The sequence below is a fragment of the Microbacterium sp. CFH 31415 genome, assembly GCF_022538185.1.
In the GTDB taxonomy this organism is placed as follows: domain Bacteria; phylum Actinomycetota; class Actinomycetes; order Actinomycetales; family Microbacteriaceae; genus Microbacterium.
In genome coordinates, this window is the sequence record NZ_JAKYXC010000002.1 from 470,901 (window position 1) to 492,635 (window position 21,735).

At 69.5% G+C, this 21,735-nt stretch carries 18 protein-coding genes; 7 read left to right on the forward strand and 11 right to left on the reverse strand.

Annotated features, from left to right (window positions below; all coding sequences use genetic code 11):
- Positions 1-36: 36 nt before the first annotated feature.
- A complete protein-coding gene (locus MK786_RS03170) occupies positions 37-978 on the reverse strand; it encodes a heme o synthase (RefSeq protein WP_241110779.1) in 942 nt (313 codons plus the stop codon).
- A 317-nt stretch (positions 979-1,295) separates the two neighbouring features.
- On the opposite strand from MK786_RS03170, the gene tkt reads away from it, so the two are divergent.
- The 6 genes from tkt to pgl are packed head-to-tail and all read left to right on the forward strand — an operon-like array spanning position 1,296 to position 9,455.
- On the forward strand, positions 1,296-3,395 hold the full coding sequence (gene tkt / locus MK786_RS03175) for a transketolase (protein WP_241110780.1): 2,100 nt from the start codon (positions 1,296-1,298) through the stop codon (positions 3,393-3,395).
- Positions 3,392-4,513, forward strand: coding sequence for a transaldolase (gene tal / locus MK786_RS03180; RefSeq protein ID WP_241110781.1), 1,122 nt, complete (start codon positions 3,392-3,394; stop codon positions 4,511-4,513). Before tkt ends, tal begins: the two co-directional genes overlap by 4 nt.
- Entirely contained in the window at positions 4,510-6,132 is a 1,623-nt protein-coding gene (locus MK786_RS03185; protein WP_241110782.1) for a glucose-6-phosphate isomerase, read from the forward strand. Before tal ends, MK786_RS03185 begins: the two co-directional genes overlap by 4 nt.
- A 15-nt stretch (positions 6,133-6,147) precedes the next feature.
- A complete protein-coding gene (gene zwf, locus MK786_RS03190; RefSeq protein ID WP_241110783.1) occupies positions 6,148-7,698 on the forward strand; it encodes a glucose-6-phosphate dehydrogenase in 1,551 nt (516 codons plus the stop codon).
- Complete coding sequence (locus MK786_RS03195) at positions 7,695-8,654, forward strand: glucose-6-phosphate dehydrogenase assembly protein OpcA (protein WP_241110784.1); 960 nt, start codon at positions 7,695-7,697, stop codon at positions 8,652-8,654. The genes zwf and MK786_RS03195 overlap by 4 nt, the downstream gene beginning before the upstream one ends.
- A gap of 21 nt (positions 8,655-8,675) precedes the next feature.
- The gene (gene pgl / locus MK786_RS03200) at positions 8,676-9,455 is read left to right on the forward strand and encodes a 6-phosphogluconolactonase (RefSeq protein ID WP_241110785.1); all 780 of its coding nucleotides are present in this window, start codon (positions 8,676-8,678) and stop codon (positions 9,453-9,455) included.
- A gap of 88 nt (positions 9,456-9,543) precedes the next feature.
- Here the strand turns inward: pgl and MK786_RS03205 are convergent, their stop codons facing one another.
- The 6 genes from MK786_RS03205 to MK786_RS03230 form a co-directional block, all read right to left on the reverse strand.
- On the reverse strand, positions 9,544-9,900 hold the full coding sequence (locus MK786_RS03205; protein ID WP_191766318.1) for an RNA polymerase-binding protein RbpA: 357 nt from the start codon (positions 9,898-9,900) through the stop codon (positions 9,544-9,546).
- The gene (gene secG / locus MK786_RS03210; RefSeq protein ID WP_191766317.1) at positions 9,900-10,148 is read right to left on the reverse strand and encodes a preprotein translocase subunit SecG; all 249 of its coding nucleotides are present in this window, start codon (positions 10,146-10,148) and stop codon (positions 9,900-9,902) included. The genes MK786_RS03205 and secG overlap by 1 nt, the downstream gene beginning before the upstream one ends.
- 59 nt (positions 10,149-10,207) lie before the next feature.
- Positions 10,208-10,999: a triose-phosphate isomerase gene (gene tpiA, locus MK786_RS03215; RefSeq protein ID WP_241110786.1), complete on the reverse strand. Its 792-nt coding sequence runs from the start codon at positions 10,997-10,999 to the stop codon at positions 10,208-10,210.
- Positions 10,990-12,204: a phosphoglycerate kinase gene (gene pgk, locus MK786_RS03220; RefSeq protein ID WP_241110787.1), complete on the reverse strand. Its 1,215-nt coding sequence runs from the start codon at positions 12,202-12,204 to the stop codon at positions 10,990-10,992. Before pgk ends, tpiA begins: the two co-directional genes overlap by 10 nt.
- A gap of 9 nt (positions 12,205-12,213) precedes the next feature.
- Complete coding sequence (gene gap, locus MK786_RS03225; protein ID WP_191766314.1) at positions 12,214-13,224, reverse strand: type I glyceraldehyde-3-phosphate dehydrogenase; 1,011 nt, start codon at positions 13,222-13,224, stop codon at positions 12,214-12,216.
- A gap of 103 nt (positions 13,225-13,327) precedes the next feature.
- Positions 13,328-13,954 carry a superoxide dismutase gene (locus MK786_RS03230; protein ID WP_241110788.1) on the reverse strand — a complete coding sequence of 209 codons (627 nt, stop codon included), beginning with the start codon at positions 13,952-13,954 and terminating at the stop codon, positions 13,328-13,330.
- Positions 13,955-14,100: 146 nt separating this feature from the next.
- On the opposite strand from MK786_RS03230, the gene MK786_RS03235 reads away from it, so the two are divergent.
- Complete coding sequence (locus MK786_RS03235) at positions 14,101-14,940, forward strand: PhzF family phenazine biosynthesis protein (RefSeq protein WP_241110789.1); 840 nt, start codon at positions 14,101-14,103, stop codon at positions 14,938-14,940.
- Positions 14,941-14,946: 6 nt separating this feature from the next.
- Here the strand turns inward: MK786_RS03235 and whiA are convergent, their stop codons facing one another.
- The 4 genes from whiA to uvrA all read right to left on the reverse strand — a co-directional run bounded on the left by whiA (position 14,947) and on the right by uvrA (position 21,717).
- Entirely contained in the window at positions 14,947-15,924 is a 978-nt protein-coding gene (gene whiA, locus MK786_RS03240) for a DNA-binding protein WhiA (protein WP_241110790.1), read from the reverse strand.
- Positions 15,925-15,994: 70 nt separating this feature from the next.
- Positions 15,995-16,873, reverse strand: a complete 879-nt coding sequence (rapZ, locus tag MK786_RS03245) for an RNase adapter RapZ (protein ID WP_241110791.1) — start codon at positions 16,871-16,873, stop codon at positions 15,995-15,997.
- Positions 16,874-16,897: 24 nt separating this feature from the next.
- On the reverse strand, positions 16,898-18,811 hold the full coding sequence (gene uvrC / locus MK786_RS03250; protein ID WP_241110792.1) for an excinuclease ABC subunit UvrC: 1,914 nt from the start codon (positions 18,809-18,811) through the stop codon (positions 16,898-16,900).
- 5 nt (positions 18,812-18,816) lie between these two features.
- Complete coding sequence (gene uvrA / locus MK786_RS03255; protein WP_241110793.1) at positions 18,817-21,717, reverse strand: excinuclease ABC subunit UvrA; 2,901 nt, start codon at positions 21,715-21,717, stop codon at positions 18,817-18,819.
- Positions 21,718-21,735 lie beyond the last annotated feature (18 nt).

Sequence of the window (21,735 nt, forward strand, 5' to 3'; positions counted from 1 at the left end):
CGGCGGACTGCGCGCGGAGCGGATGCGGAGCGACGATCAGAACGGGAGCAGCGGATCGACCGCGATCGCGACGAAGATCAGCGTCAGGTAGGTGATCGAGGCGTGGAAGACCCGCATCGGACGCGGCTCGGTGCCACGAACCGCACGGTTGTAGAGGCGGTGCGACTCGTAGATGAACCAGCCGCCGAACACGAGCGACGAGACGGTGTAGACCAGCCCCATCCCGGCGACCGGGATGAGCAGGAGCGAGCACGCGACGGTGGCCCACGCGTAGAGGATGACCTGCAGGCCGACCTGCGAGCCGTTGCGGGTCGCGCCCAGCATGGGCACGTCGACCTCTTCGTACTGGTCCTTGTACTTCATCGACAGCGGCCAGTAGTGCGGCGGCGTCCAGAGGAAGACGAGCACGAACAGGATGACGGGCGGCCAGGCCAGCGAGCCGGTGACGGCCGTCCACCCGATCAGCACCGGGAAGCAGCCCGCGATCCCGCCCCACACGATGTTCTGCTCGGTGCGGCGCTTGAGGATCATCGTGTAGATCACGACGTAGAAGAAGATGGCAGCGGCCGACAGCGTGGCCGCGAGCCAGTTGGTCGTGAACAGCAGCCACACGGTCGAGAACACCGCGAGCGTCCACGCGAAGATCAGGGCGCCGCGGGGCGAGACCTCGCCGGTGACGAGCGGCCGGTTGACCGTGCGCTGCATGTGGGCGTCGATGTCGCGGTCGAGGTACATGTTGAACGCCGCCGCCGACCCTGCGCTGGCCGTGCCGCCGACGACCGTCGCGACCACGAGCCAGAGGTCGGGAAGCCCGCCCTGAGCCAGGATCATCACCGGAACGGTCGTGACGAGCAGCAGCTCGAGCACGCGCGGCTTCATCAGTGCGATGTAGGCGCGGACGGTGCGGCCGAGCGGCTGGCGGGACTCGCGAGGAGAGTGAGCGGATGCCTCGGCACCCGCTGTCGTCGTGGTGTCCATCTCCCCCGCAATCGCCGCCCGCAGAAATCACTCAAGTCTATGCCATGGCGGTGAAGATCCCCTGCCGGTGGCTAGCGCTCACATTCGGCGGCGCAGGCGCGTGAGCGAAACGTCACGCGTGCGACACGACGACGACATGCACACCACGCGCCGGTCCGCAAGACTCTGTCACACAGCGGCTCACATCGCCGGGGCGGCATGCCCCTTCGCTATGCTGAGACCACACGCGCGCCCGCGTCGATCCGCCTTCGCCCACTCCCGGGACAAGGCTGTGGTTCGGCCCCTGTCGGGCGCACCTTCATTAGAGAGGCGGTCCCGTGTCGGAGCTGCGTTGGGATGAGATCGATCGGCGCGCGGTGGACACCGCTCGTGTGCTGGCTGCGGACGCCGTGGAGAAGGTCGGCAACGGCCACCCCGGCACCGCGATGAGCCTGGCACCTGCCGCATACCTGCTGTACCAGCGGGTGCTGCGCCACGACCCGGCCGACACGCACTGGGTGGGACGCGACAGGTTCATCCTGTCGGCCGGGCACTCCTCGCTGACGCAGTACGTCCAGCTGTACCTGGGCGGGTTCGGCCTCGAGCTGGACGACCTCAAGTCGCTGCGCACGTGGGGCTCCAAGACTCCCGGGCACCCGGAGTTCGGGCACACGGCAGGTGTGGAGATCACCACCGGCCCGCTCGGCCAGGGCCTCGCCTCGTCGGTCGGCTTCGCCTACGCGGCCCGCTACGAGCGCGGCCTGTTCGACCCCGAGACCCCGGCGGGCGAGTCGCCCTTCGACCACCACATCTACGTCATCGCCGGCGACGGCGACCTGCAGGAGGGCGTGACGTCCGAGGCGTCGAGCCTGGCCGGCCACCAGCAGCTGGGCAACCTCATCGCGATCTACGACTCGAACCAGATCTCGATCGAGGACGACACGAACGTCGCCTTCACCGAGGACGTCGCGAAGCGGTACGAGTCCTACGGCTGGCAGGTGCAGGTCGTGGACTGGAAGAAGTCCGGCGAGTACGTCGAAGACGTCGCCGAGCTGTACGCCGCGATCGAGGCGGCGAAGGGCGAGACCGCCAAGCCGTCGCTGATCATCCTGCGCACCATCATCGGCTGGCCCTCGCCCGGCAAGCAGAACACCGGGAAGATCCACGGTTCGGCGCTCGGCGCCGATGAGCTCGCCGCGACGAAGAAGGTGCTCGGCTTCGACCCTGAGCAGTCCTTCGTGGTCGCCGACGACGTGCTCGCACACACGCGCTCGCTCGCCGAGCGCGCCGCCGAGGCCCGCGCCGCCTGGCAGGAGTCCTTCGACGCCTGGGCCGCCGCCCACCCCGAGCGCAAGGCCCTGTTCGACCGAGTGCAGGCCCGCGAGCTGCCGGAGGGCATCGCAGGGGCACTGCCCTCCTTCGAGGCGGGCAAGGACGTCTCGACGCGTGCCGCGTCGGGCGTCGTCATCAACGCACTCGCCGCGGAGCTCCCTGAGCTGTGGGGCGGATCGGCCGACCTGGCCGAGTCGAACCTGACCACCATCAAGGACGGCAAGAGCTTCATCCCCACCGAGTGGTCGACCCACGAGTGGTCGGGCGACCCGTACGGGCGCGTGCTGCACTTCGGCATCCGCGAGCACGCGATGGGCGCGATCGTCAACGGCATCGTGCTGCACGGCCCGACCCGCGCGTTCGGCGGCACCTTCCTCATCTTCAGCGACTACATGCGCCCCTCGGTGCGCCTGGCCGCCCTGATGGACATCCCGTCGATCTTCGTCTGGACGCACGACTCCGTCGCCCTCGGCGAGGACGGCCCGACGCATCAGCCCGTCGAGCAGCTCGCGACGCTGCGTGCGATCCCGAACTTCGCCGTCGTGCGCCCCGCCGACGCGAACGAGACCGCCGTCGCATGGCTCGAGCTGCTGCGCCGCAACGCCGGACCCGCCGGCATCGCGCTCACCCGCCAGAACATCCCGGTGTTCCCGCGCGGCGAGGGCGAGGCATCCGGTGACACGTTCGCATCGGCCGAGCTGGCCGCGAAGGGTGCGTACGTCCTGGCCGAAGCGCCCGGCGGCACGCCCGACGTGATCCTCATCGCCACCGGCTCCGAGGTGCAGCTCGCCGTCGCGGCGCGCGAGACGCTCGCCGCCGAGGGCGTGAACGCCCGTGTCGTCTCCGCTCCCTCGCTGGAGTGGTTCGCCGAGCAGGACGACGCCTACCGCGAGTCCGTGCTGCCCGGGTCGATCACCGCTCGCGTGTCGGTCGAGGCCGGCTCCGCGCTCACCTGGCGCGGCATCGTCGGCGACAAGGGCCGCTCGGTCGCCATCGACCACTTCGGCGCCTCCGCCGACTACAAGACCCTCTTCCAGAAGTTCGGCATCACCGCCGACGCCGTCGTCGAGGCGGCACGCGAATCCCTTAAGGAGAACGCAGCATGAGCACCCCCACCGAAAAGCTCTCCGCCGCCGGCGTGAGCATCTGGCTGGACGACCTGTCGCGCGAGCGCATCACCTCGGGCAACCTCACCGAGCTCATCTCGACGCGCAACGTCACGGGCGTCACCACGAACCCGACGATCTTCCAGGGCGCCATCGGCGGCGGCGGTCACGCGTACGCCGACCAGATCGCGCAGCTTGCGGCCAAGGGCGCGTCGGTCGACGAGGCGATCTTCGCCGCGACCACCGACGACGTCCGCGACGCGGCCGACATCTTCCGGCCGGTGTACGACGCCACGAAGGGCGTGGACGGCCGCGTGTCGATCGAAGTCTCCCCCGACCTCGCGCACGACACCGACGCCACCGTCGCGCAGGCCAAGGAGCTGTGGGCGACCGTCGACCGGCCGAACGTGCACATCAAGATCCCCGCGACGAAGGCCGGCCTGCCCGCCATCACCGCCGTGCTCGCCGAGGGCATCTCGGTGAACGTGACGCTCATCTTCAGCCTGGAGCGCTACGCCGACGTCATCGAGGCGTACCTCGCCGGAATCGAGAAGGCGAAGGATGCCGGGCACGACGTGTCGCAGATCCATTCGGTCGCCTCGTTCTTCGTGTCGCGCGTCGACACCGAGGTCGACAAGCGCCTCGAGGCAATCGGCACGGACGAGGCCGAAGCCCTGAAGTCGCTCGCCGGCGTGGCCAACGCGCGGCTGGCGTACGAGCTGTACGAGCAGGCGTTCGCCACGGACCGTGCCAGGGCCGTGCTCGAGGCCGGCGCGAACGCGCAGCGCCCGCTGTGGGCGTCTACGGGCGTCAAAGACCCCTCGCTGCCCGACACGCTGTACGTGACCGAACTCGTCGCCCCCGGCACCGTCAACACGATGCCCGAGAAGACTCTGGAGGCGACATTCGACCACGGCCAGATCGCCGGCGACGCCGTCACCGGCACCTACGCGGCCGCGCACAAGGTGTTCGCCGACCTCGCGGCTGTGGGCGTCGACTTCGCCGACGTCACCCAGGTGCTGGAAGACGAGGGCGTGTCGAAGTTCATCGCCTCGTGGCACGACCTCCAGGGCACGGTCAAGACCGCGCTCGAGAACGCGCCCGAGGCCGCACGATGAGCTTCGAGATCCACCTCAGCGGCCACGTCAAGTCGGTCGTCGACGAGACTCTCCCCGGTCTCGTCGCCAGCCTCGTCGCGTCGGGCATCACCGCGGGCGACGGATCGCTGTGGGGCCCGGAGGCAGAGGAAGAGGCATCCAAGCGCCTCGGCTGGGTGCAGGCGGTCACCGTCTCGCGTCCCCTCGTGCCGCAGATCGAGGCGCTCCGCCGGCAGCTCGCCGCGAAGGGCGTCACGCGTGTCGTCCTCGCAGGCATGGGCGGCTCGTCGCTCGCTCCCGAGGTCATCGCGCAGACGGCCGGCGTGCCGCTCGTGATCCTCGACTCCACCGCCCCGGGCCAGGTTCTGGCCGCCATCGACGGCGACGCCCAGCAGGGCGACCTCAGCAAGACCGTGCTCGTCGTGTCGTCCAAGTCGGGCTCGACCGTCGAGACCGACTCGGCCAAGCGCGCCTTCGAGGCCGCCTTCCGCGACCTCGGCATCGACCCCGCCGAGCGCATCGTCGTCGTCACCGACCCGGGTTCCCCGCTCGACCAGGCGGCTCGCGCCGACGGCTACACCGTCTTCAACGCCGATCCCACGGTGGGTGGCCGCTACTCGGCGCTCACCGCGTTCGGGCTGGTTCCGGCCGGTCTGGCCGGCGTCGACATCGCAGAGATCCTCGACGAGGCGGAGGCGACCCTGCTCGAGGTCGCGATCGACAGCCCCGACAACCCCGCGCTCGTGCTCGCCGCGGCCATCGCCGGCGGCGAGCCCCGTCGCGACAAGCTCGGCCTGGTCACCGACGGCACGCACATCGTCGGCCTTCCGGACTGGATCGAGCAGCTCGTCGCCGAGTCGACGGGCAAGCAGGGCACCGGCATCCTGCCCGTGGTCCTGCTCCCGGTCTCACCCGAGGTCGAGAGCGTCCCTTCCGATCTTCAGATCGTGCGCCTGGTCGACGAGGCGAAGAAGTTCCACCTCTTCGAGCACCACAACGGCGAGGTCCTCGTCAGCGGCTCGCTCGGGGCGCAGTTCGTCGTGTGGGAGTACGCCACGGCGATCGCCGGCAAGATGCTCGGCATCAACCCGTTCGATCAGCCCGACGTGGAGTCCGCCAAGATCGCGGCCCGCGGCCTGCTCGACGCACGACCCGAGCCGACCGAGCCGGCATTCACCGCCGAGGGCGTCGAAGTGCGCGTGTCCGACCCCGAGCTCGCGGTCTCGGGCACCGTCGCCGGCGTGCTCGACGCGCTCTGGTCGCGTCTGCCCGCCGACGGCTACGTCTCGATCCAGGCCTACGTCAACCGGCTCGAGCTCGACCAGCTCACCGGACTGCGCGAGCTCGTCGCCGCCGACTCCGGACGCCCGACGACGTTCGGCTGGGGCCCCAGGTTCCTGCACTCGACGGGTCAGTTCCACAAGGGCGGCCCGGCGAACGGCGTCTTCCTGCAGATCCTCGAGCGCACCGACACCGACCTCGAGATCCCCGACCGTCCCTTCACGTTCGGGCAGCTCATCCAGGCACAGGCGGCAGGCGACGCGAGCGTGCTCGCGGACGGCCACGGGCGCCCGGTCGTCACGCTCACGCTCACCGACCCCCGGATCGAAGTGCTCTCGCTCTTCGAGGCGGCCCAGTAGGAGACCCGCTCCCACATGACAGTCGAGATCTCACGCGGCGGCAATCCGCTGCGCGACCCGGACGACCGTCGCCTCAACCGGATCGCCGGTCCGAGCGCGCTCGTGATCTTCGGGGTCACGGGGGACCTCTCCCGCAAGAAGCTCATGCCCGCCGTGTACGACCTCGCCAACCGCGGCTTGCTTCCCCCGGGGTTCGCCCTCGTCGGCTTCGCACGCCGCGATTGGGAAGACCAGGACTTCGCGCAGGTCGTCTACGAGGCGGTGCGGCAGCACGCCCGCACTGAGTTCCGCGATGAGACATGGCAGCAGCTGCTGCAGGGCATCCGGTTCGTGTCGGGCGAGTTCGGCGATCCCGACGCGTTCCGGCGGCTGCGCGAAACGGTCGAGAACCTCGACACCGAGCGCGGCACGATGGGCAACCACGCGTACTACCTGTCGATCCCGCCGAAGGACTTCGCGCTGGTGGCCGAGCAGCTGCGCGCCTCGGGCCTCGTCGACGACACCGCCGACCAGCCCGACCGGTGGCGCCGCGTCGTCATCGAGAAGCCGTTCGGGCACGACCTCGAGTCGGCACAGGCGCTCAACGACGCGCTGCGCTCGACCTTCCCGACCGACTCGATCTTCCGCATCGACCACTATCTCGGCAAGGAGACGGTCCAGAACATCCTGGCCCTGCGCTTCGCGAACGAGCTGTACGAGCCGATCTGGAACCGCAACTACGTCGACCACGTGCAGATCACCATGGCCGAGGACATCGGCGTCGGCGGTCGCGCGGGATACTACGACGGCATCGGCGCGGCGCGCGACGTCATCCAGAACCACCTGCTGCAGCTGATGGCGCTCACCGCGATGGAAGAGCCCATCTCGTTCGACGCGAAGGAGCTGCGAGCCGAGAAGGAGAAAGTGCTGGCGGCGGTCACGCTGCCCGATGATCTCTCCCGCTCGACCGCACGCGGCCAGTACGCCGGTGGCTGGCAGGGCGGCGAGAAGGTGCTCGGCTTCCTCGAAGAGGAAGGCATGGACCCGCAGTCCACGACCGAGACCTACGCGGCCATCACACTCGAGGTGAACACGCGCCGCTGGGCCGGCGTGCCGTTCTACCTCCGCACCGGCAAGCGCCTCGGCCGCCGCGTGACCGAGATCGCCGTGGTGTTCAAGCGCGCACCCGAGCTGCTCTTCTCACGCAACCAGACGTCGGGTCAGGGGCAGAACGCCCTCGTGATCCGCGTGCAGCCCGACGAAGGCGTCACGATCCGGTTCGGGTCGAAGGTGCCGGGCGCCGGCGCCCAGGTGCGCGACGTCACCATGGACTTCGGCTACGGCCACGCCTTCACCGAGGCGAGCCCCGAGGCCTACGAGCGCCTCATCCTCGACGTGCTCCTGGGCGACCCGCCCCTGTTCCCGCGTCACGAAGAGGTCGAGCTCTCCTGGAAGATCCTCGACCCCATCGAGAAGTTCTGGACCGAGCAGGGCGGACCCCTCGAGCAGTATTCGCCCGGGTCGTGGGGCCCGGCGTCCGCGCACGAGATGCTCGCGCGCGACGGCCGTACCTGGAGGCGCCCGTGATCGTCGATCTGCCCGACACCACCGTCAGCAAGATCTCCCGCGCGCTCGTGAGCGTCCGGGAGGAGGGCGGCGCCGTCGCCCTCGGCCGCGTGCTGACGCTCATCATCCTCACGCGCGAAGGCGCCATGGAGGAGGTCATCGAAGCCGCCAACGACGCATCGCGCGAGCATCCGATGCGCGTGATCGTGCTCCTCATCGGCAACGCCGACGACTCCGACTCGCGTCTAGACGCGCAGATACGGGTCGGCGGCGACGCCGGTGCGAGCGAAGTGGTGACCCTGCGCGTCGCCGGCGAAGCCGGACGCTCGAACCTCGAGTCGCTGGTGACCGGCCTGCTCCTGCCCGATGCCCCGGTGGTCGTGTGGTGGCCCAACCGCACTCCCCAGAACATCTCCAAGACGTCGATCGGCCGCATCGCGCAGCGCCGCATCACGGATGCCGCGACCAAGTCGGACCCATCGGCCTTCGTCGCCGGACTGGGCGGGCAGTACGCGCCGGGCGACACCGATCTCGCGTGGACGCGGCTCACCCGCTGGCGGGAGCAGCTGGCCGCGATCCTCGACCAGCCGCCGTACGAGCCGGTCACCGCTGTGAAGGTGCGAGGCGCGAGCGACTCGCCCTCCACCGCCCTCCTCGCGGCCTGGCTGCGGCTGGCGCTCGACGTGCCGGTCGACTGGGAGTATCTCCAGCCCGACGAATGGCCGCACGGCATCAAGTCGGTCGCGCTCGTCCGCGCGAGCGGCGAGGTGCTGCTGGAGCGCCCGAACGAGCACTCCGCCATTCTCACGCAGCCCGGTCAGCCCAGTCATGAGCTGGCGTTCCCGCGCCGCACGCTGCGCGAGTGCCTGGCCGAGGAACTCCGTCGCCTCGATCCCGACGTCCTGTATGGTCGAGTGATCACCGAGGGCTGGGAGCTGCTCGACCCTCCGGCGGCGAAGGAGACGCAGGACGCATGAGTCGTGTGGCGAGTGACCACGATGGTTGAAGCCTGGGCCGAGAAGCGGGTGGTCATCTCCCCCGATCCTCCGACGCTCGCCGAAGCGGTCGCCGCACGCTTCCTGGGCCGCGTCGCGAAGCGGGTCGATGAGGGCAAGCTCGCCCACATCGCGCTGACGGGCGGATCGATGGGCTCGGCCGTGCTGGCCGCAGCCGCACGAAGCCCTCGCGTCGAGACGATCGACTGGTCCGGCGTGCACTTCTGGTGGAGCGACGAGCGCTGGGTGCCGAAGGGCCACGACGACCGCAACGAGCAGCAGTCGCGCGCCGCACTCCTCGACGCGCTCGACATCCCCGCCGGCAACCTCCACGTCGCCCCGGCGAGCGACGACGGCCTCGACCTCGACGCCGCGGCAGACGTCCACGCCGAGGAACTCGCGCGCTTCGCCGGATCGGAGGGACCGTGGCCGTCGTTCGACGTCTGCTTCCTCGGCGTCGGGCCGGACGGCCACATCGCCTCGCTGTTCCCCGACCGGCCCGAGATCCTCGTCACCGACCGCGCGGTGCTCGGCGTGCGGGACTCCCCCAAGCCCCCGCCCGAGCGTCTCACGATGACGCGGCCGGTCATCAACAGCTCGAAGCGCGTCTGGATGGTCATCGCCGGCGCCGACAAGGCCTCGGCTCTCGGCCTCGCCCTCGCGGGTGCCAGCTACGCGAGCGTGCCGGCCGCGGGCGCCAAGGGCCGCAAGCGCACGGTGTTCTTCGTCGACCAGGCGGCTGCGGCCAACGTGCCGCCCGAGCTCATCGACCGCGAGTACTGACCCGGAGCACGGAGCAGGGCGGGATCACCCCACGACCAACAGAAGAGCGGATGCCGAGGCATCCGCTCTTCTGTTGATTCCGTCGTGGTCAGTCCTGGCCGCGACGCTCGCGCAGCTGCTTGAGCGCGTCGTCGAGGAGGGCGTCGGCCTCTTCCTCGGTGCGGCGCTCCTTCACGTACGCGAGGTGCGTCTTGTACGGCTCGGTCTTGGCGACCGCGGGCGGGTTGGCCTTATCGCGACCGGCCGGCAGGCCGGAGTGCGGAGAGTCGATCGTGTCGGGGATCTCCTCGTCGGGGATCCCGGCGGCGAAGTACCGGACGGTCTCGTTGCCGAGGGCGTCCCAGTAGGACACCGCCACTCGATCCGCGTGGAATCCGTGGTCCTGCTCGCCCATCGGCCCGGCACCGACGCGGGTGCCGCGGATCGCGTTGCCTCCGGTCGCCATCAGAGCGCCTGGAACTTCGTGATCAGGCCGAGCGCCACGATGGCCACGAACCACACCAGGGCCAGGATCACCGTGAAGCGGTTGAGGTTGCGCTCAGCGAGTCCGGAGGAGCCGAGCGCGGACGTCATGCCGCCGCCGAACATGTCGGACAGGCCGCCGCCGCGCCCCTTGTGGAGCAGGATGAGGAGGGTCAGCAGGAGGCTCGTGATACCGAGGAGCACCTGCAGGACGAACTCGAGGATCTGCACAGTCGTTGAAGCCTTTCGCCGCGATCAGTCGCCGATCGCACAAGGGTCGAGTATACCGGTCAGACGCCGACGTGCTTCTGGTACCGGATGATCGCAGCGAACTCGTCGACGACGAGGCTCGCGCCGCCGACCAGTGCACCGTCGACATCGGGCTCGCGCATGAAGCTCGCGATGTTCGCGGCCTTGACCGATCCGCCGTAGAGCACACGCGTGCGTGCCGCGGCGTCCTCCCCCAGCTTCTCCGCGATGACGGCGCGCAGCTTGGCGCAGACGTCCTGCGCCTGCTCGGGCGTGGCCGCCTGGCCGGACCCGATCGCCCACACGGGCTCGTAGGCGACGACGATGTCGGCGTCGGCCTTCACACCCTCGAGGGCGGCCTTCAGCTGGCCGACGGGCACGGCGCTCGCTCCGAACTTCTCGAGGTCTTCGGCGGTCTCACCGACGCAGATCACCGGCACGAGGCCGTGCTTGAGCGCGGCCTGCACCTTGGCGGCGACGATCTCGTCGCCCTCGTGGTGGTACTCGCGGCGCTCGGAGTGGCCGATGATGACGTACCGGTTGTCGAGCTTCGCCAGGAAAGCACCCGACACCTCGCCGGTGTAGGCACCGGAGTCATGCGTCGAGATGTCCTGCGCGCCGAGGGCGAACGGTATCTTGTCGGCATCGAGGAGCGTCTGCACGGTGCGCAGATCGGTGAACGGCGGGAAGACGGCCACCTCGACCGACTCGTGCTCGTGCTTGGCGTCCTTGAGCGTCCAGTGCAGCTTCTGGACGAACGCGACCGCCTGAAGGTGGTCGAGGTTCATCTTCCAGTTGCCAGCGATGAGCGGGGTGCGGGGTGTCACTGCCATCCGAGGACCTCCAGTCCGGGGAGCTTCTTGCCCTCGAGGAACTCGAGGCTGGCGCCTCCGCCCGTCGAGATGTGACCGAAGCGGTCGTCTGCGAAACCGAGCTGACGCACGGCGGCAGCGGAGTCGCCGCCTCCGACGACCGACAGGCCGTCGACTTCGGTGAGTGCCTGCGCGACTGCTTTCGTGCCGGCGGCGAACGGTGCGAGCTCGAACACGCCCATCGGGCCGTTCCAGAACACCGTCTTCGAGTCGCGCACGAGGTCGGCGAAGCGCGCCGCCGTCTCGGGGCCGATGTCGAGACCGAGTCCGGATGCTCCGAAGTCGGTGTCCTCGATGGTCGCGGCGCTCGTGACCACGTACTCCGCGTCGGCTCCGAACTTCGAGGCGACGACGACGTCGGTGGGCAGCACGAGCTCGACGCCCGACTCCTCGGCCCGGCGCATATAGTCGCGGACGGTGTCGAGCTGGTCGGCCTCGAGCAGGCTCGAGCCCACCTTGTGGCCCTGGGCGGCGAGGAACGTGAACAGCATGCCGCCGCCGATGAGCAGACGATCGACGCGCGGCAGCAGGTGCGAGATGACGCCGAGCTTGTCGCTGACCTTCGAGCCGCCGAGGACGACCGTGTACGGCCGCTCGGGATTCTCGGTGAGCCGGTCGAGCACATCCAGCTCGGCGGCGATCAGCAGTCCGGCAGCCGAGGGCAGGAGCTGCGCGAGCTCGTACACGGACGCCTGCTTGCGGTGCACCACGCCGAAGCCGTCCGACACCAGCGCGTCGCCGAGCTCTGCGAGCCGACCGGCGAACTCGCGGCGCTCCGCTTCGTCTTTGGAGGTCTCGCCGGGGTTGAAGCGGAGGTTCTCGATCACCGCGACGTCGCCGTCCTCGAGAGCCGCGACGGCCTCGTGGGCGGACTCGCCGACAGTGTCGCGCGCGAACGCGACCGGCTTGCCGAGCAGCTCGGACAGCCGCTGGGCGACCGGGGCGAGACTGTACTTCGCGTCGGGCGCGCCGTCGGGGCGACCCAGGTGCGAGCAGACGACGACGCGGGCGCCGGCGTTGATGAGGGCGTTGAGCGTGGGAAGCGTGGCCCGCACACGGCCATCGTCCGTGATGACCGCGTCCTTGAGGGGGACGTTGAGGTCAGCACGGACGATGACGCGCTTGCCGGCCAGCGAACCCAGGGTGTCGAGGGTGCGCAGAGCCATGATCGTGTGTCAGAGGCTCTCGGCGACGTACTCGGTGAGGTCGACGAGGCGGTTCGAGTAGCCCCACTCGTTGTCGTACCAGGCCGAGACCTTGACCAGGTTGCCGCTGACGTTGGTCAGCTCCGCGTCGAAGATCGACGAGTGCGGGTTGCCCTGGATGTCGCTCGAGACGATCGGGTCCTCGGTGTACTGCAGGTAGCCGGCCAGACGGCCGTCGGCAGCAGCGGCCTTGTACGCCTCGTTCACCTTCTCGGCCGTGAGGCCCTCGGTGGGCGTGACGATCGTGAGGTCGACGATCGACCCGGTGGGAACGGGCACGCGGTACGACGAACCGCTCAGCTTGCCGTTGAGCTCGGGGAGCACGCGGCCGATGGCCTTCGCGGCACCGGTCGACGCGGGCACGATGTTGATCGCGGCGCCGCGCGCGCGGCGCAGGTCGCTGTGCGGACCGTCCTGGAGGTTCTGGTCGGCGGTGTACGCGTGAGCGGTCATCATGAAGCCGCGCTCGATGCCGAAGGCGTCGTTGAAGACCTGCGCGAGGGGCGCGAGGCAGTTGGTGGTGCACGAGGCGTTCGAGATGATGACGTGGTTCTCGGGGTCGTAGTCGCCTTCGTTGACACCCATGACCACGGTCACGTCGTCACCGGTGGCCGGGGCCGAGATGAGGACCTTCTTCGCGCCGCCGGCGATGTGCTTCTTGGCGTCTTCGGCCTTGGTGAAGCGGCCGGTCGACTCGATGACGATGTCGACGCCCAGGTCACCCCACGGGAGGTTGGCGGGGTCGCGCTCTTCGAAGACCTTGATGGTCTTGTCGCCCACGGTGATCGAGTCCGCGGTGTACGAGACGTCCTCGGACAGCACGCCGCCCACCGAGTCGTACTTGAGCAGGTGCGCGAGCGTCTTGTTGTCGGTGAGGTCGTTCACCGCCACGATTTCGAGGTCCGCGCCCTGCGCGAGAGCCGCGCGGAGGTAATTGCGCCCGATGCGGCCGAAGCCGTTGATGCCGATCTTGACAGTCACGGAGTTTCTCCTGAGGTGTCGTGCGCGAGTGCGCAGTTGGTGCGAGATGCAGACAGAGGACAACGGCGTCCCGGCGGGCGGTCCCGACGGGACGCCGCGCCTGCTATGACAGTACCAGCAGGCCCGAGGTCTTCTGCCGGGCGGCGTCGAGGCGCTGCGCGACGTTCTGCCAGTTGACGATGTTCCACGCCGCCTTGACGTAGTCGGCCTTCACGTTGAGGTAGTCGAGGTAGAAGGCGTGCTCCCACATGTCGAGCTGGAAGACCGGGATCGTGCCCTGCGCGGTGTTGCTCTGCTGGTCGAACAGCTGCTGGACGATGAGCTGCTCGCCGATCGGGTCCCAGCTCAGCACCGCCCAGCCGGAGCCCTGGATGCCGGTGGCCGCGGCCGTGAAGTGGGCCTGGAACTTGTCGAACCCGCCGAAGAACTCGTCGATCGCCGCACGGAGCTCGCCGTCGGGCTCGCCGCCGCCCTCGGGCGAGAGGTTGGTCCAGAAGATCGAGTGGTTGACGTGTCCGCCGAGGTTGAACGCGAGGTCCTTCTCGAGCTTGTTCACGTTAGCCAGGTTGCCCGTCTCGCGGGCCTCGGCCAGCTGATCGAGCGCGGTGTTCGCCCCGGTGACGTACGCCTGGTGGTGCTTGCTGTGGTGCAGCTCCATGATCTTGCCGCTGATGTGCGGCTCCAGCGCGGCGTAGTCGTAGGGGAGGTCGGGCAAGGTGTACTTCGCCATGTTCTCTTCTTCCTGTCGGCGCGCGCCGAGGCTCCCCGGCGCAGCGAGGGTGACGGGTTCATCCTACTGAGGGCCAACGCCGCGGAGAGGGGGTTGCTTCCCTTCATGACGCGGACTACGGCGAACGTCGCCGATACGATCACGGGATGACGCGAGCGACGGTGCAGCGATGGGCGGCCTTCTCCGACGATCCCGGCGGCGGCAACCCCGCCGGCGTCGTCCTCGGTGCCGACGACCTCGACGAGGCCGGCATGCAGCGGATCGCCGCCGACGTCGGCTACGCCGAGACGGCGTTCGTCATGGGGTCGGGCCGGGAGCGCGGCATCCGCTACTTCTCCCCCGTCGCGGAGGTGCCCTTCTGCGGCCACGCCACTGTGGCGTCGGCGATCGCGCTGGCCGGCGAGCTCGGCGACGGTGGTTTCGCCTTCGACACTCCCGTCGGGCGCGTCGACATCGAGACGCACACGGATGCCGGCGTCCGCACGGCGGCGTTCACGAGCGTCGAGCCGTGGATAGAAGAGATGCCGGATGCCACGCTCGACGCCCTGCTCGCACTGATCGGCCTCGGTCGGGGCGACCTCGACCCGCGGCATCCGCCACGTCTCGCGTTCGCCGGCAACCGGCATCCGCTCCTCGTGCTCGCCGGTCTGGGCGCCTTCGACTCCCTGGTGTTCGATCCCGGCGAGGCGCGCACGCTGATGGATGCCGAGGGCTGGCCGGCGACGATCATCGTGCTGTACGAGCACGGCGCAGGGCGATGGGAGGCGCGCAACATCTTCCCGGTCGGAGTCATCGCCGAGGACCCCGCGACCGGCGCCGGCGCGGCCGCGACCGGCGGCTACCTGCGCGCGATCGGCGCCGTGACACCGCCGGCACGCGTGCTCATCGAGCAGGGCCGGCACGTCGGACGGCCCAGCCTGCTGACCGTGGACATCCCGGAATCGGGCGGCATCACCGTGTCGGGCACGGCGGTGCCGATCGGCTGAGGCGCGTCAGTCCTCGATGCCCGCGGGCACTGCGGACTCGGTGCCGGGGAGACCCTCGGCGTCGGCCTTCTTGTCGGCCATCGCGAGCAGCCGTCGGATGCGGCCGGCGACGGCGTCCTTCGTGAGGGGCGGGTCGGCGTGGTGGCCGAGCTCGTCGAGGCTGGCATCGCGGTGCGCGAGCCGGAGCGCACCGGCCTCGCGGAGATGGTCGGGCACCTCGTCGCCGAGGATCTCGAGCGCACGCTCCACGCGGGCGCACGCGGCGACCGCCGCCTGGGCGGAGCGCCGGAGGTTGGCGTCGTCGAAATTGACGAGGCGGTTGACCCCTGCGCGCACCTCGCGGCGCTGTCGCAGCTGATCCCACTCGGCGGCCGCCTTCTCGGCGCCCATCGCCGCCAGTGCGGCACGGATCGCCTCTCCCTCGCGCACGACGACGCGCGGGACGCCGCGCACCTCGCGGGCTTTGCCGGCGATGCCGAGCCGGTGGGCCGCGCCCACGAGGGCCATCGCCGCCTCGGGAGACGGGCACGTGATCTCGAGGGCTGCCGAGCGGCCGGGCTCGGACAGCGAGCCCGCCGCGAGGAACGCGCCGCGCCAGATGGCTGCGAGGTCGCCGCGCGAGCCGGTGGTGAGCTTGTTGGGCAGGCCGCGGACGGGGCGGCGGCGCTGGTCGAGGAGTCCGGTCTGTCGTGCGAGCGTCTCGCCGCCCTCGATGACCCGGACGGCGTAGTGGCTGCCGCCGCGCGCGCCCGATCCCTGCACGTAGACGAGCTCCGGTCGCACGCCGTAGAGCTCCATCAGGTCGCGCGCCGTTCGGCGGGCGAGGGTGTCGGAGTCGAGTTCCGCCTCGACCGCGACCCGATTCGCGATCGAGTGCAGTCCGCCCGAGAACCGCAGCAGGGAGGTGAGCTCGGCCACCCGGGCCGTGGGGCGCGGGTCGCGCACGGTGATCAGCTCGGCCTTCACGTCAGCGGTCAGCGACACGGGACTCCTCTTCGCGGGGTGGGGGGAACGACGGTCCAGCCTACCCGCGCGCCGGACCGTTGGTGGGGTCTTACTCTCGACCGAGGTCGCGATGCTTCACGCGCACCGCGACTCCGGGCACCTCGGCAAGGCGGTCGGCGAGTTCGCGGGCCATGACAACCGAGCGATGCTTGCCGCCGGTGCAGCCCACCGCGACCACGGAGTGGCGCTTGTTCTCGCGCTGATAGCCGGCCAATACAGGCTTCAGTGCCGTCGCGTACGCATCGATGAACTCCTCGGCGCCCGTCTGCGCGAGCACGAACTCGCGCACCTCGTCGTCTTCGCCGGTGAGCGGGCGCATCGTCTCATTCCAGAACGGGTTCGGCAGGAAGCGCATGTCGGCGACGAGGTCGGCGTCGGGCGGGAGACCGTACTTGAAGCCGAAGCTCAGGATCGTGAGGATGTGGCGGGCGGCACCGGCATCGGTGAAGAGGTCGTTGACCTGGGTCGCGAGCTGGTGGATGTTGTACGACGAGGTGTCGATGATCACGTCCGCGCTCGCGCGCACGCCCATCAGGCGCTCACGCTCGAGCCGGATGCCGTCGAGGATCGTGCCTTCGCCCTGCAGCGGGTGCGGCCGGCGGACGGCCTCGAACCGCCGCACGAGCACATCGTCGGCGGCGTCCAGGAACAGGAGACGGATCTGACGCCGCTCGCGCAGCGCGCGCATCGCATCGGGCAGATCGGAGAACAGGTCTCGACCGCGGACGTCGACGACCACGGCGACCTTCGGGAGAACGCCGGCGGCCAGCTCGGTCAGATCGAGCAGCGGTCGGAGCATCTGCGGCGGGAGGTTGTCGACGACATACCAGCCGAGGTCTTCGAGGGCGTTGGCGGCGGTCGACCGACCGGCGCCGGACATGCCGGTCACGATCAGCACCTCACCGGCCTGGCGCGCTGCCTCGGTCATGACACCCCCGTCGTCCACCCCAGCCTATCGAGCGGAGAGGTGGGCATGGATCGACGCCGCCAGCTTCGGGCCGACGCCGGGGAGCTCGGCGATCTGCTCGGGAGTCGCCTCCTTCAGCGCAGCGACCGAGCCGAAGTGTCGGAGGAGCGCCTTGATGCGGGCGTCGCCTAGCCCGGGCACCTCGGCGAGCACGCTCTGGATGTCACGGCGACGCCGGCGGCGCTGGTGTGTGATGGCGAAGCGGTGCGCCTCGTCTCGCAGCCGCTGCAGGAGGTAGAGCGACTCGGACGTGCGGGGCAGGATCACGGGGTACTCCTCCCCCGGCAGCCACACCTCTTCGAGCCGCTTCGCGATGCCGCACAGCGCGATCTCCTCGTGACCGGCGTCTCGCAGCGCGCGTGCCGCGGCTTCGACCTGCGGCTTGCCGCCGTCGACGACGAGCAGCTGGGGTCGATAGGCGAAGCGGGCGCGTCGGCGCTCGGTGACGACCTCGCCGTCGGCCGTGGCATCGACGGGCGGTGGGACGTCGTCATCCTCGTCGGGACGATCGAGGTAGACGAGACGGCGCCGCAGCACCTGGTACAGCGAGTCGGTGTCGTCCGTCGTGTCCTCGACCTTGAACGAGCGGTACTGGTCTTTGCGCGGCAGGCCGTCTTCGAAGACGACCATCGACGCCACGACGTTCGTGCCGCCGAGGTGCGAGACGTCGAAGCACTCGATGCGCAGCGGGGCCTCCGCCAGGTCGAGAGCCTCCTGCAGGTCGGTCAGCGCCTGCGTGCGGGCGACGTAGTCACTCGTGCGGCGGGTCTTATGCAGCATGAGCGCCTGCTGGGCGTTCAGCGTCGCCGTCTTCATCAGCTCCGCCTTGCGTCCGCGCTGGGCGACCTGGATCGTCACCGACTTGCCGCGACGCTCGCGCAGCCACTGCTCGAGGTCGTCGGCGTCGTCGGGCATCGCAGGCACGAGCACCTGGCGTGGGATGTCGGCCCCGTCGGCGTTGCCGTACGTGCGCTGCAGCACCTGGTCGACGAGGTCGCCGCCGGTGATGTCGAGCTCCTTCTCGATGGTCGTGGCCCGCACGCCGCGCACGCGTCCGCCCCGGATGACGAAGTGCTGCACGGTCGCGGCCAGCTCGTCCTCCGCGATGCCGAACAGATCCGCGTCGGTGTCGGCGGCGAGCACCAGGGCGCTCTTGTTCAGCACCGCATCGATCGCCTGGAGGCGGTCGCGGTAGACGGCGGCCGCCTCGTAGTCCATCGCCGCGGACGCCTCCTTCATGCGGGCGGTGAGCTCTTTGCGGAAGCGCTGGTCGCCGCCCGCCATGAACGCCACGAAGTCCTCGACGATCGCGCGGTGCTCCTCGATCGTCACCTTCATCGAGCACGGCCCCCCGCAGCGGCCGATCTGCCCCGGGAAGCAGGGCCGCCCGGAAGCCATCGCCTTCTTGTACGACGAGTCGCTGCACGTGCGGATGGGGAAGACCTTGATCATCAGGTCGATCGTGTCGTGGACGGCCCACACCTTCGGGTACGGGCCGAAGTACTTCGCGCCGGGGATGCGGCGGTTGCGCGTCACGATGACCCGTGGCGCCTCATCACCGAGAGTGATCGCCATGAACGGATACGACTTGTCGTCGCGGTAGCGCACGTTGAACGGCGGGTCGAACTCCTTGATCCACATGTACTCGAGCTGCAGCGAGTCGACGTCGCTGGCGACGACCGTCCACTCGACCGACGCCGCCGTGGTCACCATCCGCCGGGTGCGCTCGTGGAGCGTGCGCAACGGGGCGAAGTAGTTCGACAGGCGGGCGCGCAGGTTCTTGGCCTTGCCCACGTACAGCACGCGCCCGTCGGCGTCGCGGAAGCGGTACACGCCGGGATTGGTCGGGATCTCACCCGGCTTGGGCTTGTACGCGACCGTGGGTGCGGATCGTGCCATCAAGGTCAGCCGGCCTTGCGGACCGCCTGCGCCCCGCCCAGGACCTCGGCGAGGAACGCACCGGTGTGGCTGCCCTCGACGCGGGCGACCTGCTCAGGCGTGCCCGTGGCGACGATCTCGCCGCCCCCGGAGCCGCCCTCGGGTCCTAGATCGATGATCCAGTCGGCGCTCTTGATGACGTCGAGGTTGTGCTCGATCACGATGACGCTGTTGCCCTTGTCGACGAGCCCGCCGAGCACCTCGAGCAGACGGCGCACGTCTTCGAAGTGCAGACCCGTGGTCGGCTCGTCGAGCACGTAGATGGAGCGCCCGTTCGACCGCCGCTGCAGCTCGGTCGCGAGCTTGACACGCTGCGCCTCTCCGCCCGACAGGGTGGTCGCCGACTGGCCGAGGCGCACGTAGCCGAGGCCCACGTCGACCAGGGTGCGGAGGTAGCGGTGGATCGCCTGGATCGGCTCGAAGAACTCGGCCGCCTCGGCGATCGGCATCTCGAGCACCTCGGCGATGTTCTTGCCCTTGTAGTGCACGGCGAGCGTGTCGCGGTTGTACCGCTTCCCGTGGCACACCTCGCAGTCGACGTACACGTCGGGCAGGAAGTTCATCTCGATCTTGATCGTGCCGTCACCCGAGCACGCCTCGCAGCGACCGCCCTTGACGTTGAAGCTGAAGCGTCCGGGCTGGTAGCCGCGCGCCTTCGCCTCGGGGGTCTCGCTGAAGAGTGTGCGGATCCGGTCGAACACGCCGGTGTAGGTGGCAGGGTTCGAGCGCGGCGTGCGCCCGATCGGCCCCTGGTCGACGTGCACGACCTTGTCGAGGTCGTCGGTTCCGGTCACGCGCGTGTGCTTGCCCGCCACCCGGCGTGCACCGTTGAGGCGGGTGGCGAGCACCTCGTAGAGGATGTCGTTCACCAGCGATGACTTGCCCGAACCGCTGACTCCGGTCACCGCGGTCAGCACCCCGAGCGGGAAGTCGACGGTCACGTTCTTCAGGTTGTTCTCGCGCGCGCCGACGACCGTCACCTTGCGGCTCTTGTCGACCTTGCGACGCTTCTTCGGCGTGGGGATCTCGCGACGGCCCGCGAGGTAGTCGCCGGTGATCGAGTCGCTCTCGTTGAGCAGCTGCTCGAGCGGACCGGAGTGCACGACGTCGCCGCCATCGACGCCGGCGCGCGGGCCGATGTCGACGATCCAATCGGCGGCGTGGATGGTCTCTTCGTCGTGCTCGACGACGATCAGCGTGTTGCCCAGATCGCGGAGCGTGACGAGAGTCTCGATGAGGCGCCGGTTGTCTCGCTGGTGGAGGCCGATCGACGGCTCGTCGAGCACGTACAGGACACCGGTGAGGCCCGAGCCGATCTGCGTGGCGAGCCGGATGCGCTGCGCCTCGCCGCCCGAGAGGGACCCCGCCGAGCGGCTGAGGTTGAGGTAGGTGAGTCCGACCTGGATGAGGAAGTCGAGACGCACACGGATCTCGCGCAGCACCTGCGCACCGATCTTCGCCTCGCGATCGGTGAGCTCCAGCCCGGCGAAGAAGGCCTGCGCGTCGGCCAGGCTCAGGCGCGAGGCATCCGCGATCGAGTGTCCGTGCACGAGCACCGACAGCACCTCGGGCTTCAGGCGCGCGCCATCGCAGACGGGGCACGGCACCTCCCGCAGGAACTCGGCCCACCGCTGGCGCTGCGTGTCGGTCTCGGCCTGGAGGTACTGGCGCTCGATGTAGGGCACCACGCCTTCGAAGCCCGAGGAGTAGCGCATCTCGCGGCCGTAGCGGTTCTTCCACCGCACGGTGACCTTGTAGTTCTCGCCGCGCAGCACCGCCTCACGCACCTCGGCGCGCAGCATCCGCCACGGGGTGTCGAGTGAGAAGTCGAGATCGTTCGCCAACCCTTCGAGCAGGCGCTCGTAGTACTGGAAGAGACCCTTGCCCTGGGTGGTCCACGGGATCAGCACGCCCTCGCGGATGGACAGGTCTTCGTCGCCGACCATGAGGTCGACATCGACCGACATGCGGGTGCCGAGCCCAGAGCAGGCCGGGCAGGCGCCGAACGGCGCGTTGAACGAGAACGTGCGCGGCTCGATCTCGGTGAGCTGCAGCGGGTGCCCGTTCGGGCACGCGAGCTTCTCGGAGAACGACTGCCACGCGTCGTCGCCTTCGGCGTCGACGAAATTGACCTGCATCACGCCGCCGGCGAGCCCGAGCGCGGTCTCGACCGAGTCGGTGACGCGGCTGAGGATGTCGGGGCTCGCCACGAGGCGGTCGACGACCACCGCGATGTCGTGCTTGTAGCTCTTCTTGAGCGCAGGCGGCTCGGCCAGCTGGATCAGCTCGCCGTCGACGACGGCGCGGGCGTAGCCCTTGGCCGACAGCTCTTTGAAGAGGTCGACGAACTCGCCCTTCTTCTGAGTGACGACCGGGGCGACGATCTGGTACCGCGTGCGCTCGGCCAGCTCCATCAACTGGTCGGCGATCTGCTGCACCGTCTGGCGCTGGATGACCTCACCGCACTCGGGACAGTGGGGCACGCCGATGCGCGCCCACAGCAGACGCATGTAGTCGTGGATCTCGGTGATCGTGCCGACCGTCGAGCGCGGGTTGCGGTTGGTCGACTTCTGGTCGATGGAGACGGCGGGGCTGAGTCCCTCGATGAAGTCGACGTCGGGGCGGTCGACCTGGCCGAGGAACTGGCGGGCGTACGCGCTCAGCGACTCGACGTAGCGACGCTGCCCCTCGGCGAAGATGGTGTCGAACGCGAGGCTGGACTTGCCGGAGCCGGAGAGGCCCGTGAACACGACGAGAGAGTCGCGCGGAATGTCGAGGTCGACGTTCTTGAGATTGTGGACGCGGGCACCGCGGACGCTGAGCTTTCCGCTGGTGTTTCCGGGCACGGCGACAGGAACGATGGGCACCAGACAAGTTTAGGCGGG

What these genes read in the sequence shown, in the direction of transcription:
- MK786_RS03170 (WP_241110779.1), bottom strand. Translation starts at nt 978, where the DNA reads ATGGACACCACGACGACAGCGGGTGCCGAGGCATCCGCTCACTCTCCT.
- tal (WP_241110781.1), top strand. Translation starts at nt 3,392, where the DNA reads ATGAGCACCCCCACCGAAAAGCTCTCCGCCGCCGGCGTGAGCATCTGG.
- MK786_RS03185 (WP_241110782.1), top strand. Translation starts at nt 4,510, where the DNA reads ATGAGCTTCGAGATCCACCTCAGCGGCCACGTCAAGTCGGTCGTCGAC.
- zwf (WP_241110783.1), top strand. Translation starts at nt 6,148, where the DNA reads ATGACAGTCGAGATCTCACGCGGCGGCAATCCGCTGCGCGACCCGGAC.
- pgl (WP_241110785.1), top strand. Translation starts at nt 8,676, where the DNA reads ATGGTTGAAGCCTGGGCCGAGAAGCGGGTGGTCATCTCCCCCGATCCT.
- MK786_RS03205 (WP_191766318.1), bottom strand. Translation starts at nt 9,900, where the DNA reads ATGGCGACCGGAGGCAACGCGATCCGCGGCACCCGCGTCGGTGCCGGG.
- tpiA (WP_241110786.1), bottom strand. Translation starts at nt 10,999, where the DNA reads ATGGCAGTGACACCCCGCACCCCGCTCATCGCTGGCAACTGGAAGATG.
- pgk (WP_241110787.1), bottom strand. Translation starts at nt 12,204, where the DNA reads ATGGCTCTGCGCACCCTCGACACCCTGGGTTCGCTGGCCGGCAAGCGC.
- MK786_RS03230 (WP_241110788.1), bottom strand. Translation starts at nt 13,954, where the DNA reads ATGGCGAAGTACACCTTGCCCGACCTCCCCTACGACTACGCCGCGCTG.
- MK786_RS03235 (WP_241110789.1), top strand. Translation starts at nt 14,101, where the DNA reads ATGACGCGAGCGACGGTGCAGCGATGGGCGGCCTTCTCCGACGATCCC.
- rapZ (WP_241110791.1), bottom strand. Translation starts at nt 16,873, where the DNA reads ATGACCGAGGCAGCGCGCCAGGCCGGTGAGGTGCTGATCGTGACCGGC.
- uvrC (WP_241110792.1), bottom strand. Translation starts at nt 18,811, where the DNA reads ATGGCACGATCCGCACCCACGGTCGCGTACAAGCCCAAGCCGGGTGAG.